The sequence below is a fragment of the Nocardia sp. NPDC001965 genome (genome assembly GCF_053594175.1).
This window is the reverse complement of the sequence record NZ_JBSFDZ010000005.1, coordinates 108,202-120,102: the sequence shown is the minus strand read 5'-3', so window position 1 is coordinate 120,102 and position 11,901 is coordinate 108,202. Positions and strand designations below refer to the sequence as shown.

Annotated in this window: 13 protein-coding genes; 3 read left to right on the top strand and 10 right to left on the bottom strand. The window is 66.5% G+C overall.

Features of this window, described 5'->3' with window-relative positions; all coding sequences use genetic code 11:
• The first annotated feature begins 196 nt into the window (after nt 1-196).
• On the top strand, nt 197-550 hold the full coding sequence (locus ACWCPQ_RS10755; RefSeq protein ID WP_449897036.1) for a hypothetical protein: 354 nt from the start codon (nt 197-199) through the stop codon (nt 548-550).
• Nucleotides 551-678: 128 nt separating this feature from the next.
• Here the strand turns inward: ACWCPQ_RS10755 and ACWCPQ_RS10750 are convergent, their stop codons facing one another.
• Nucleotides 679-1,548, bottom strand: coding sequence for an alpha/beta fold hydrolase (locus tag ACWCPQ_RS10750; protein WP_449897034.1), 870 nt, complete (start codon nt 1,546-1,548; stop codon nt 679-681).
• Nucleotides 1,549-1,828: 280 nt separating this feature from the next.
• Here ACWCPQ_RS10750 and ACWCPQ_RS10745 point away from each other — a divergent pair, with 280 nt between their 5' ends.
• Together ACWCPQ_RS10745 and ACWCPQ_RS10740 are read left to right on the top strand one after the other, a co-directional pair.
• On the top strand, nt 1,829-2,029 hold the full coding sequence (locus ACWCPQ_RS10745; protein ID WP_449897032.1) for a helix-turn-helix domain-containing protein: 201 nt from the start codon (nt 1,829-1,831) through the stop codon (nt 2,027-2,029).
• Nucleotides 2,026-3,219, top strand: coding sequence for a type II toxin-antitoxin system HipA family toxin (locus ACWCPQ_RS10740; protein WP_449897031.1), 1,194 nt, complete (start codon nt 2,026-2,028; stop codon nt 3,217-3,219). Before ACWCPQ_RS10745 ends, ACWCPQ_RS10740 begins: the two co-directional genes overlap by 4 nt.
• 25 nt (nt 3,220-3,244) lie before the next feature.
• On the opposite strand, the gene ACWCPQ_RS10735 is transcribed toward ACWCPQ_RS10740, so the two are convergent.
• From ACWCPQ_RS10735 to ACWCPQ_RS10695, 9 genes are all read right to left on the bottom strand, one after another.
• The gene (locus tag ACWCPQ_RS10735; RefSeq protein ID WP_449897030.1) at nt 3,245-3,952 is read right to left on the bottom strand and encodes a DUF6924 domain-containing protein; all 708 of its coding nucleotides are present in this window, start codon (nt 3,950-3,952) and stop codon (nt 3,245-3,247) included.
• A gap of 168 nt (nt 3,953-4,120) precedes the next feature.
• A complete protein-coding gene (rox, locus tag ACWCPQ_RS10730) occupies nt 4,121-5,563 on the bottom strand; it encodes a rifampin monooxygenase (RefSeq protein ID WP_449897364.1) in 1,443 nt (480 codons plus the stop codon).
• Between the two features lie 381 nt (nt 5,564-5,944).
• The gene (locus ACWCPQ_RS10725; RefSeq protein WP_449897028.1) at nt 5,945-6,154 is read right to left on the bottom strand and encodes a DUF397 domain-containing protein; all 210 of its coding nucleotides are present in this window, start codon (nt 6,152-6,154) and stop codon (nt 5,945-5,947) included.
• A gap of 388 nt (nt 6,155-6,542) precedes the next feature.
• Nucleotides 6,543-7,073 (bottom strand): DUF3558 family protein, encoded by a 531-nt coding sequence (locus tag ACWCPQ_RS10720; protein ID WP_449897026.1) that lies wholly within the window; start codon nt 7,071-7,073, stop codon nt 6,543-6,545.
• Complete coding sequence (locus ACWCPQ_RS10715; RefSeq protein WP_449897024.1) at nt 7,070-7,519, bottom strand: hypothetical protein; 450 nt, start codon at nt 7,517-7,519, stop codon at nt 7,070-7,072. Before ACWCPQ_RS10715 ends, ACWCPQ_RS10720 begins: the two co-directional genes overlap by 4 nt.
• Before the next feature lie 42 nt (nt 7,520-7,561).
• A complete protein-coding gene (locus tag ACWCPQ_RS10710) occupies nt 7,562-8,803 on the bottom strand; it encodes a hypothetical protein (protein WP_449897023.1) in 1,242 nt (413 codons plus the stop codon).
• Between the two features lie 19 nt (nt 8,804-8,822).
• Nucleotides 8,823-9,239, bottom strand: coding sequence for a hypothetical protein (locus ACWCPQ_RS10705; protein ID WP_449897021.1), 417 nt, complete (start codon nt 9,237-9,239; stop codon nt 8,823-8,825).
• 568 nt (nt 9,240-9,807) lie between these two features.
• The gene (locus tag ACWCPQ_RS10700; RefSeq protein ID WP_449897020.1) at nt 9,808-10,320 is read right to left on the bottom strand and encodes an anthrone oxygenase family protein; all 513 of its coding nucleotides are present in this window, start codon (nt 10,318-10,320) and stop codon (nt 9,808-9,810) included.
• Between the two features lie 334 nt (nt 10,321-10,654).
• Entirely contained in the window at nt 10,655-11,716 is a 1,062-nt protein-coding gene (locus ACWCPQ_RS10695; protein ID WP_449897018.1) for a CaiB/BaiF CoA transferase family protein, read from the bottom strand.
• Between the last annotated feature and the right edge of the window lie 185 nt (nt 11,717-11,901).

Genomic DNA, 11,901 nt, shown 5'->3' with positions numbered 1-11,901 from the left:
AACTACAAGCCCTGCTGTCGGGCGATCTCATTTCCGCCACCGCGGTCGCGGCCCGGATCGCCACTCGAGATCATCTGCGCCGTTGCTCGATCGAAACCGGCGTCGGACTGTAACGCCCCTGGCAATTTCAACAGGATGACCAAGATCGTCCGTAGTGCCGGCGTGATCGTTACCGCATATCCCGGAGGAGGCTGTGATGGCAGAGCCTGAGCCCAGCATGGACGAACTCATCGAGTCGGTGATTCGCGCCGGCACCGAAGCCGGGTACCGAATCGGCCGTGCAGCCGCAGGTGAGCTGCAAGTCACCGCTACCGCCGGATCGCCGGTGGATCCTCCGCTGAAGTTCCGGTTCACCGGCGAACAGCTTCGCGACTACTACACAAGCGTTGCAGCAGACACCGGAAAGCCCGGCGGGGCGAGCACTCCGTGGGAGACGTGGATGCTGTTGATGTCGACGCATCTCAGCGAGGCCGTATACAAGGCCGGGACGGTGGCCGGGCCCTCCGAAATCGTGATCGACAAGGGCGGCTTCTGGATCGAACCCGTATAGCCGAGCACGCCGCCCGGCCCGAGCTGTGCTCGACGAGATACAACATCGGCCCTGCATATCGGTTTTGCAGGGCCGATGCCCCGGGCGCATCGGCAGCGGCCCGGCGCTGCTCGTCGGGCGCTACCGGCTCACCCCTGATCGTCCAGAACCTCCCGCAGCCGGCGAGCGAATTCCTCGGGTTGCCCCGCGTACCCGAATTCTCCGTCGAGGAAGCCGCCGTGATGGCTGGGGAACACGGTCGCCCGCTGACCGAGCAATTCGGCCGTGGCCACCGCGGTGCGGCCGGTGAGGGTATTCCCGGTTTCCGCTCCCACCGCGATGACGATGCGGGTCGCCCCGGCGACCGTTGCGGTGAGGTCGGGCCGATAGCCGGTGACCGCCCGCGAGCGATCCGACAGCAGTGGGTCGTCTCGCGAACCGTCGTCCTCGGTGGGCATCCCGAACAGGGCGGGGTCGGCGGCCGGTTGCGCGAAGTACTCGTCGGTGAATTCGCCCGCCCAGGAAGTCATCGCGACGAAGGCCGCCATCCCGGCACCGAAGCCCTTCGCCTCGTATATGTCACGCACAGCCACGCGCGCGCGTTCGGCCGCCGCGGCATCGGGCAGCACCGAGATCAGCGGCGGTTCGTGCGCCACCAGAGTGATCACGTCGCCGGGGTGGGCAGCCAGGAGCGCGAGCGCGGTCACCGCACCACCACTGCTCGCGAATATCTCGACGGGACCGGCGCCGAGCGCTTCGACAACAGCATGCACGTCCTCGGCTTGGACCTCCGGCTCATGATCGACGCGCCCGTCCGTACGGGTACTGCGGCCGATGCCCCGCGGGTCATAGGTGACGACGGTGCGGTCGGGAAAATACCCGGCAAGCGCCCGGAAGCCGGCCGCCTCCATGGGCTGGCCGATCATGAACAGCGGCGGCCGTCCCCCGGCGGTGGGCACCGGGCCGTGCACGTCGTAGACGATATCGGCACCGGCGGTTTCGAGAGTATGCGTCGACATACCGGTGACGACGGCTCCCGGGCCGAGAATTCATCGCGCCCCGACCGGTCGGCCGAGCTCCCGGGCCGGTCCGCGATCCCAGCACCCAAGCCTCGCAACCGAGTCAGGAAAACCGGGCAAGTATATTTCGGCAGAATACTGCCGAAAATGCAGACACGCCGACCTCGACATCCAGCAGCCACAGCAAATCGGCAATATATTGCCGATTCGAAGAAGATGTCGTACTCTTCGAACTACTTATCGGCTATTTCGGCAGCATTCTGCCGGATAGGAGGCTTGTATGAATCGGGTGCAGCGTATCGGCGCCGATATTCGTGCTGCCCGCCGACGGTATCGGCTCACTCAGGAGCAGCTCGCTGATCTCGCCGCAACATCGACCCGCACGGTCCGCGATATCGAGCACGGGACCGGGACAACCGGGATCGGGACTGTTGCCGAGGTCGCAGACGTCCTCGGTCTCACACTGGAGCTCCACGGATGAGAGACCTGACCCGCCTCCGCACTGTTACCGCCGCGGATGTCTACAAGTCCGGTCGGCGAGCGGCGACGATCACGAAGGGCACCGACGGAACACTCGAGTTCCGCTACCTTCCCGAATATTCGACTGCGTCCGAACGACCGATCTCCACCACACTGCCACTGACCGACGAACCGATCCGCACTTTCGGAGGAAGCCTGCCGGCCTACTTCGCGGGCTTGCTCCCCGAAGGACACCGGCTGTCGGTACTGCGACGGGCGGTGAAAACCGGCCTGAACGACGAACTCACCCTGTTACTCGCGGTCGGCGCCGACGCACCTGGGGACGTGCAGGTGATACCTCATGGAGAACCTCTGATCGAGGTTCCGGCACTCGCCAGCGGCGAGTCCCCTGCGGACCTGGACTTCACTGCCTTGGTGGAGAAGGTCGACCCGCATGCGCTGCCGGGGGTGCAGCAAAAGGCCAGCACATCCATGATCAGCACGCCCCTCGCAGCCGGTTTCGGACGGTTCATCCTGAAACTCTCGCAGGACGGGTTTCCGCATCTGGCGGAAAACGAAGCCCTTCACCTCGAGGCCGCTCGGTTGCTCAAACTTCCCGTCGCCGCCGCGCAGTCGATCACCGACCGCGTAGGCACGCCCGGATTGCTGGTGCGACGGTTCGATCGTGTCGAGCAGGGCGGCGAATGGACTCGGCTGGCGTTCGAAGACGCCACACAGGTGATGGGAATTCCGCCCGCGGGAAAGTACACAGTGGACGCGATAGAGGTCGTCCGCGCGCTCGCCGCCGTGGTGCACGCACCGCGCGTCGCCGTACGAAACCTGTACCTGCAATTCTTGTTCGCCTGGCTCACCGGGAACGGGGATCTACACGGCAAGAACCTCGGTGTGCTCGAAGCTCCGGACAACCGATGGGCAATCGCGCCGATATACGACATCCCCAGCACATTGATCTACGACGATGATTCGATGGCACTGCCGATAGGCGGCCGAACCCGCAAGCTGAAAGCACGCGATTGGATCGGCTTCGCCGCCGAGATCGGCCTACCCGACCGTGGCGCGGCTTCCGCACGCGCCGTCGCACTACGCGCTGCGGAGGCCGTCGACTACGGCCGGCTCCCTTTCACCGGCTCTCCGGTTCGAAAAGTGGAACGTGAACTGAGGTTTCGCCGCAGCGAGATGCAGCGGCTGTAACTTCGATCGCGGCCGCCGCGGGCTCTCAGGAAAATCCGCGGAACACACCGTCCGCGTCTGCGGCGTCGGCGAAGTCCTGAAAGTCCATATTGGCGATGGACAGATTGTTTTCGATGCCCCACATCTCCGCCGGGATGATTCGGACCGTCCGGCCGGGTTCGTGACCGGTCTCCTCCGGGCCGGTGTCGACGGCGAGGATCGGATGTTCGGGGTCGGTGAGGGTGACGGTATCGGCGAGGAAGACGTAGTGGATCGGCCGGTCACCGATCTTCGCCAACAGTGCCTCGATCGACAAGCCCTCGTTTTCCGGATTATCGATGCAGGTCAGCGTGGCAACGAATTCGGATTCCGCGCCCGCGCCGGGCGCCATCGCCAATGCGGCCACGACCCGCCACGCATCGTCGTCACCGAAGGCGGTCCGGATGAACAGCGACGCATCCTCTTCGAGATGGTCGTCCAGACTGCGCCCCGTGCCGAGCGCTTCGGTGAGATCCGCTTCCGCCCGCGCGGCCGTATCGGCTGTGATGCTCTCGCGGTCCGGTTCGCCCCCGTCCGGGGAAACGACGGCGGCGATGATCCGTTCACAGTCGACCGGGGACAGCGGAACAGCGCTGCGGATCTCGAATGTCCAGGGACCGAGAAGCTCTCGGTGCGCTACCGGCGTATGCCGCACCGAGGCTTCCGGCTCGGGTTCGGCAGTATCGGTGGGCCATTGGCGCAGGGTGAACGACATTCGGCGATGGTAGGACACCCCGCCGACAACCGGCATCGTCGTGGACGGGAGCGCGGTCGTCCGCACCGGCCCGCGGCGTGGGAAGTGGCCGGACTGGGCGGTTCGACACCGCCGCCGGTCGCTGCTCATCACCCGCCCACCGCGACGGCCGGATCTCGCCGGAACGGGTTACCGCACCGTTCGACGCGTATCGGCGGCGCCGAACCAGCGCGGCAGGTGCGCGAGCAGATCCAGCTGCTGATCGCCGACCCAGGCCACGTGACCGTCGGGGCGCAGCAGCACGGCGGGCAGGTCGAGCTCCTCGCTGATGTCGACGACGTGGTCGATCCGGTCCGTCCACCCGGCGACCGACAGCCGGCCGGTCGAATCGAGGAGCAGCCCGCGACCGGCGTGCATCAGCTCGTAGAGACGGCCTCGCCCCAACCGCACATCGCGCAGGCGCCGGCCCAGCAGTTCGTGACCCGCGCCGAATTCGTAGCGGATACCGATCGCGACGATCTTCTCGACGAGATAGCGGTTCACTTCTTCGAAGTCCATCAATTCCGACAGCAGCCGCCGCACCGCCTGCGGACCGGGTTCGGTGGACATCAGCTCCGCCTGCGCACGGGTGTTGTCGAGCACGTCGGCGGCGACGGGCCGACGTTCGCTCTCGTAGCTGTCCAGCAACTTCTCCGGCGCCCAGCCGTCGATCTCGGCAGCCAGTTTCCAGCCGAGGTTGAACGCGTCCTGGATGCCGAGGTTGAGTCCCTGGCCGCCCATCGGTGGGTGGACGTGCGCCGCGTCCCCGGCCAGCAGCACCCGTCCGACTCGATACCGCTCGGCCAGCCGGGTGGCGTCGCCGAAGCGGGACAGCCACCGCGGCGAATGCACACCGAAATCGGTATCGGCGAAGGCCCGCAGCTGCCGCGCGAACTCCTCGAGCGTCGGTGCGACCGAACGGTCGTCGACCACGTCGGCGGCGGGCACGACGACGCGATACATCCCGTCGCCGAGCGGCCCCAGACCGAATCGCAATTGCGTCCTGCGGATCTCGGCCACCGTGGCGGCGATCGCGGCCGGATCCGCGGTCGCGGCCATCTCACCCACCAGCGTGTCGTGCCGGGACGGCTCGCCCGGGAAATCGACACCGAGCAGTTTGCGCACCGTACTGCGCCCGCCGTCACAACCCACGAGGTAACGCGCCCGCAACCGCGAACCGTCGGCCAGCTCGACCGCCACCCCGTGCTCGTCCTGGCTCAGCCCGCTCACCTCGCTGCCGCGCCGGATCTCCGCACCGAGCTCGGTGGCATGTTCGGCCAGCAGCGGCTCGGTGACGGTCTGCGGAATACCGAGGACATAAGCGTGCGCGGTGTCCAGCCCATCGGGCGACGCCTTGGCGATACCGGCGAAGAAACCGCCGAGCGGATGCTTACGGCCGCGCGCGAGAAACCGCTCCAGCAGACCACGCTGATCCAGTACTTCGATACTGCGCACATGCAGACCCAGCGAACGGACGAACGCGGGCGGCTCGACATCCCTTTCCAGGACGAGCACACGCACACCGTGCAGGCGCAGCTCCCCGGCCAGCATCAGACCGGTCGGTCCACCACCGGCAACGATCACATCGAACACGAGCCACCCCATCCACCGAGAGTTCGGACTTCCGCCAGGCGCTCACCCGCTCCGCACACCGCATTTTCGCAGTTCCTGGCCTTCGGCCGGTTATTCTGCGCCATTCCCCGGGCCTTGCCGCAAGTCCCCCGGTGCGATATATGTTGAAAGGGGCGGGGAAGACACTCCACTCCGATACGGACTCACCAGCGGAACCCGCGGTAGTCAGTCCAGCTGCCATGTGCCCGCAGTCGGGTCGTACAGCCTGCGGACGAAGGTGCCGTGCTCACCTCGAATTGAAATCCGTCCCTCCGGGATGAACCGGCCGATACGACGTACAACCGACCACACTTCGGCCACATGGCGGGCGTGTGGTCGGTGTGTTCGGGTACGCCGAGGTACTCAGCCCGCCGTCCCCAGCCCACCCGCGCGCAGACCAGCGGTGAAGATGTCCCACTCCCCTGGACCGAAAACCAGGGCCGGGCCGGTGGGGTTCTTGGAATCCCGCACACCCACCATCCCGAGCTGCAGGTGGGCCACCTCGACGCAGTCTTTCCCGCTGGCGCTACGGCTGCTCTTGAACCACGCAGCGCCGGACAGGTCGATATTCATGCCCGATACTCCCTCGCTGTCGCCTCGATGAGGCGCTGTGTGTCTCGCTCGTCCACTGCTACTTGCAGAATGGAACTGTGGGCTGCCTTGTACTGCGGAGCCTCCGCGGCAATCGGCAATCCGGTCGTAGTGGTCACCGAAGACGCCGACCCCGCTCTCTGAACCACACCCCATGACCAGCAGGGCACCCCTCACACCGCACAGAATCCCCCGGACCGACCGAACAGCGGCCATCACGACCTCCCGACACCGGCATTCCACACCGAACCGGGAACCGGTCGCCCCCGCCGCCGACCCTACGATCCCCGTTCCTCCCACGCGACCCACCGACAACACCGCAGCCGCTGGACCGATCGGCGACGAGCACTGCGGATGCGGCGGCATACCGCTATTCGGGCAGGTAGGGGCTCAACGCCCCGGCAATCCGCTCCCCCTCCGCACAGATATCGCCGCCTGCCGCGCCTCCACCCGGCCCGACCGGCAGACGCGACCAGATGAGTGCCATCCCCTGTTGGAGTCCCACACCGAAATAGCAGCGCTCCTTCCGTTCCGGGTCGAGTGCGTCACCGAATTCGACCGCCGTGCGGTCACCGACAGTGGCGGGCCCCACTGCCCGGTAATCCCGGTAACGCGGGTCCTGCTGGAACTCGTCCAGCGAGGTCGGTGCGAAGTAGACGGCCGCGTCGTACCACCCGGCGGTGGATTTCCAGATACAGCCTTCCCAGCCGGCGAATTCGGTCCCGAAAGGCTCGGTCATCAACGGTTGCGGCGTGATTCCCGCTTCGGTCAGGGCTGCAGCGGGGATATCACAGGGACGGGCGACGGGCGACGTTTCGGCTGTGCCATCGGCGCCACCGCAGGCGGTACTCGTCGCCGCGACGACTCCAGCGAGTAGTGCCGTCACCAATGTTCTTCTCATTGCAGCCAAGTCCTCTGTTCTGGATAGTCGTCGAAATCGTCGGGCCAATCACTCGGCCCCACCACGTTGTCGTCCCGGCGTACGGCCGGCGAGGGCGCCGGAGTCTGCGGCGCGAATGCAGGTGCACCCCATTTCCAGACATAGGAGGGTGAATTCTTCAGCTCCGCGATTTCCGGCGGCGTCGGGCGCGCGAATTGCTCGATATCCGGCCAGCGGCATTCGCCCGCCTCGACGCGCGCACTGTACTGCCGCAGTTCCGGCGAGGCGTTCCGCATCGCCGCCAGCGACGCCATGAACTCCTCGGTGACCGGAACCGGTTCACTCCAGAGATCATCGAGGACGGCGCGCTCTACGCGCAGGCTCGCCGACTCGAGCCGTTCCGCCGCGGCAAGAACGCGCCGGGCCATGGATTCCACGCCGGGATCCAGATTCGGGTCATCGAACACGGGTATCGCCTGAGCCTGTCACCGAACTCCACCGAAAGACGGTCATACCGCGTCCTCCCACGGCGCGCCCCCGGAACCCACCTCATAGGCTTCTTTCGGCCGGTTCAGAGTGTCCTCGGCTCGGGCTATCTTCGCGACATCGTTCACCAGGGCAGTCCGCCGGGCGGCATCGTCGACGCGGCTGGTGATCGGCTCGAGCTTCTGGGTGACCCAATCCTTACCCTTACCGACCGGATTGCCGAGCCACTCCAGGAATTCCTTGGTGCGATTACGCACATCCTCGATCTCGTTGATGATCGTGTTGACGAGATCGACGATATTCCAGATCTTCCGGGCCATATCGGCGATCTCGAGCGCCGTCCCGATTCCGGGGATCTTCTTGACGATGGCCTTGAAGACCTGTTTCGTGCTGCGGAAGTCCACGAAGGAGACGACGAAGTCACGCAGTTTCTCGCAGGCCCGGCGGACACCGTCGCGAATCTTGTCCGCGACCAGGGTGAGCAGGTCGGAGATGACCCGGCCCACGGGGCCCTCCCACTTCATAGCCGCGACCTGGCTGCCCGCCCACGTCTCGAAGGCGATGGCCGCTCTGCCGTCCCAGTGCGGACCGACTCGGCGCACCGCGTCCTCGAGGTTCGCGGCGGAACTCTCCATCGCATTACCGGCGACCTTGTAGGTTTCACCGATCCGGCGCAGCTCGTTCCAGTTCGCGGTGATGCGGGAGACGACCATCTCCAGGATGTTGACCTCGCTGCCCGCCATCCTGGTGACGTTCTTGACCGCCTCGTTGACATCGCCGACGACGCCGGTGGTCTCCGCGATCAGGTCCGCGAGTTCCGGTGGTGCGGCCGAAGGCGGATCCAGCTTGATCTCGTTGGGTTTCGGGTAGGCGACCGGGTCGGGGTAATCCGTGACCAGGCCGGCGTTCTCTCGATCGGCGTCGAGGGACACACCCTGCCCGGTGATCAGGTTCGTGGTGGCCGCGTTGAGCGCCTCATAGGTTTTCTTGTCCTGGTCGTGGTACATCCAGGCGGTGCGGTTCAGCTCATCGCCGCTGTTCGCGGTGGTGTTGCCGATACCTGCCATCCGGGTTCGGAAAACCCCTGCCGCGTGAGCGAACGGCATGGTCAGCGGCTCGAGTATCGCCCCGCCGAGCCCCTCGGGGCTGACCGTACAGTGCGTGCCGACGAAATCGGCGATGGCTTTGGCGTCGCCGCCGATGGCATCGAGGGCGTTACCCAGGCCGGCGATCTGCGCGGACTCCGCTACCAGTGTTTCCGCCATGTATCCGTCCTTCCTTCCATCATCGGTTCGTCGTGCGCAGAGAAGTCAGGATCGCTGCTGCGTCGTGCCCGCTCAGCGCATCCGGTACGCCGGTGTGACGCTGCAGGAACAGCACCATCACCTCGGCAGAGGCGTACGCCGATGTCGCCACGACATCGAAGCGCGCGGTGCTCGGGTCACAGGAGGACTCCTGGGTGATGCCGCTGACCATCGCCGTGTATCGAACGGCAGGGCGCCCGGCGACTTCGGCCTGTACCGGGCCTCGGATCTCCACCTTCGGACGCGCGCCCGCAGCATCGGAGAAGATTGCGCCGGCTTGGGCGGCCGCTTCGCGGGCCGCGGTCTCGATATCGATGCCGTTGCGACCCCTGACACCGACTCTTGCCAAGGCCGAACCATCGGTCGCCGGACAGTAGCCGTATCCGAAGTCGCTCACGGCTCCGTACGACGCGATCGTCCGGCCACCTTCGGACCAGCTGATGGTCCGGCCGTTGGACGGGCGCCAGCCGTCTCCCGCGGGTACGGAATAGTCGAGCCCGTACCTGGTCGGCACAGTCCTCGATTGCCCCGCGGGCACCTCGGGGAGCGGCGGCGGAAACGCCATAGAGGGAAATCCGGGCGGCAACGGTGGTTCCGCCGGTGACTCCACCGGAGCCGGGGGGCGCCAGGACGGAGCCGCCTGCGATACGTCGGGCACTTTGTCGGCGTACGGGTTACCCACCCAGGCGATAACGAGCATCACCGCTGCGGCGACACTCAGCCAGCCGGCGATCTTGGCCAGCGGACCGATCACCCCTGATCGGGCGAGGGCAACGAGAAAGCTACGCAAACCGGGCCTACCCCGGTCCGAATGGGCCACGAACAGCCCTGTACCGGCTTGTCATACCACTCCTCGCAAGGTCGATCGGCGATTCAGTAGATCAGACGCCGTCGGCAGCAGATCGGTTCCCTTGCTCTCGAGCCTGCTGAAGTGCACCGGCCCTGCGAGGCCCAGGGGTGGCGGATCAGGCTGCTGCCTGGACCCGCCCCCACTGCACCAATGCCCAGGACAACGACACGAAGGCCAGCCCGCTGGTCGCCGTGCGCACGATGTTCCAGGTCACCCACCGTGTCTCGGCGAACGCCGCCCGGATCGCCGCCGGGTCGCTCATCTGCGCCGGATCGCCGGCGGCCTTCAACGCGTCGTTGAGCGGCAGATGCACCGATACCGTGATCACGACCGCGACCAGGTAGAGCACGGCCCCGACAGCGGCCCAGAGCAATACGGAGCGATAGCCCTCGCCGAGGTTCAGTACCGCGGCTGCGACGGACAGGATCAGGGCACCCATGAAGGTGGCCAGGAACAGCGGGTTGACGATCGCGCGGTCGATCGCCTGGAACGAACCGATGAACGTGCGATCGTCGGTCGTACGCAACCCGGGCATGACCGCGAGGGCGTAGATGCCGAAGACACCTGCCATCAGACCGGTCGCCACCGTGGCCGCCATCAATACCGCCGCGCGGACTCCGTCGAGCATTTCTCCACCTCGTTCGAGTAGACCCCAGCGCTCGGACAGGTGCGCATCGCGCGGAACCCCCACCGAACATCGGCAACCGTACCGATCCGCGCACCGCATCACCAACAGTGGACAGAGTCGGACCTGCGACTTTGCCACGATGGGACGGAGCTCACCGGACCCGCGACGAAATCGCGGGTAGGGCGGGACCCACACAGCGCCGAGGCGGTGGCGCCACTGCGCCTGTTCGTGAATCCCGCAGTCCCCCGGCCGGATCCGGCTCGCCTTCGGACGCAGTCCGGCGCCGGAAGACGCGCACCTCACGGCCGTGCGGGGCCTTCCGGCGCGGCGGACTCTATGCGGCCGTACCGTCTCCAGCCGATTCGTCGTGTTCGCCGAGGCGGGGCGGCGGCCGATAATCGGGGGTCCAGCCCGCCACCTGAATCGATGAGCCGACGAGCCGGTGCTCCCCGGCCTCGACGACCATCTCCGGTGTCGCCGCCAGCGCCTCGGGCAGCGTGCGGACCGCGGCGGCGGGGACGCCGAGCGGTCGCAGCCGCGCCTCCCAGGACGTCGCGGTGTCGGTGGCCAGGACGGCGGTCACCAGGCCGAGGACGGCCTCCCGGTTGCTCACCCGTTCGGCCATCGTCGCGAACCCGGCCAGCCCGGCTTCACCGGCGAAGAGTTTCCAGAAGCCGTCGTGGGTGATGAACAGGGCCAGATAGCCCTGGGCGGTCGGGAACAGCTGGGCCGGAACGTAGTACGAGTGGGCACCGTTGGGGCGACGCTGGGGTTCGACACCGTTGTCGAGGTAGGCAGCCGCGTGATAATTCAGCTGCGACAGCATCACATCGCGCAGCGAGACATCGATCTGGCCGCCCCGTCCCGACACGATCTGGGCGAGCAGGCCGAGAGCCGCTGTCAGGCCGGTGGAGTTGTCGGCGGAGGAGTATCCGGGCAGCGTGGGGGGACCGGCCGGGTCGCCGGTGAGGGCAGCAACTCCGGTGGCCGCCTGCACGACGTAGTCGAAGGCGGGGTCGTCACCGTTGTGCAGGCCGAAACCGGTGAGTGCGACACAGACGATGCGGTCGTTGTGGCAGCGCAGTGCCTCATAGGTGAGCCCGAGTTTGCGGATGGCCGAGGGTTTCAGGTTCACCAACAGCGCATGCGACTGCGCGGCCAGCTCGCCGAGCCGCCGCTGCCCGGACTCGGCCGTCAGGTCCATGCAGATACTGCGTTTGCCGCGGTTGAGGCTGGCGAAATAGGAATCGCCGACCTTACGCGAGATATCGCCGCCGGGCGGTTCGAGTTTCACCACCTCGGCACCCAGATCGGCCAGCATCATGGTGGCGTAGGGACCGGCCAGCATGGTGCCGACCTCCAGCACCCGAATCCCGGCCAGCGGCCCCGAACTCATGACAGCTCCTCGGTATCGGGTGCATCCGATCCGCAGCGGCCGCGGCGTAGGCGGAGGTACCGCATCACGGCAACTCCCTCCAGGTAGGTACATGCAGCGTGCGGAAGAATCGCAATCACAAAACCTCCCTCGAGTCGAAATCATTCGATCCGCGGAGGCCGCAGCGTAGGCGGAGGTACCGCATC

Excerpts from the sequence above, each read along its gene's own strand:
- ACWCPQ_RS10755 (WP_449897036.1), top strand. The coding sequence starts at position 197 with ATGGCAGAGCCTGAGCCCAGCATGGACGAACTCATCGAGTCGGTGATT.
- ACWCPQ_RS10750 (WP_449897034.1), bottom strand. The coding sequence starts at position 1,548 with ATGTCGACGCATACTCTCGAAACCGCCGGTGCCGATATCGTCTACGAC.
- ACWCPQ_RS10745 (WP_449897032.1), top strand. The coding sequence starts at position 1,829 with ATGAATCGGGTGCAGCGTATCGGCGCCGATATTCGTGCTGCCCGCCGA.
- ACWCPQ_RS10740 (WP_449897031.1), top strand. The coding sequence starts at position 2,026 with ATGAGAGACCTGACCCGCCTCCGCACTGTTACCGCCGCGGATGTCTAC.
- ACWCPQ_RS10735 (WP_449897030.1), bottom strand. The coding sequence starts at position 3,952 with ATGTCGTTCACCCTGCGCCAATGGCCCACCGATACTGCCGAACCCGAG.
- ACWCPQ_RS10725 (WP_449897028.1), bottom strand. The coding sequence starts at position 6,154 with ATGAATATCGACCTGTCCGGCGCTGCGTGGTTCAAGAGCAGCCGTAGC.
- ACWCPQ_RS10720 (WP_449897026.1), bottom strand. The coding sequence starts at position 7,073 with ATGAGAAGAACATTGGTGACGGCACTACTCGCTGGAGTCGTCGCGGCG.
- ACWCPQ_RS10710 (WP_449897023.1), bottom strand. The coding sequence starts at position 8,803 with ATGGCGGAAACACTGGTAGCGGAGTCCGCGCAGATCGCCGGCCTGGGT.
- ACWCPQ_RS10700 (WP_449897020.1), bottom strand. The coding sequence starts at position 10,320 with ATGCTCGACGGAGTCCGCGCGGCGGTATTGATGGCGGCCACGGTGGCG.
- ACWCPQ_RS10695 (WP_449897018.1), bottom strand. The coding sequence starts at position 11,716 with ATGAGTTCGGGGCCGCTGGCCGGGATTCGGGTGCTGGAGGTCGGCACC.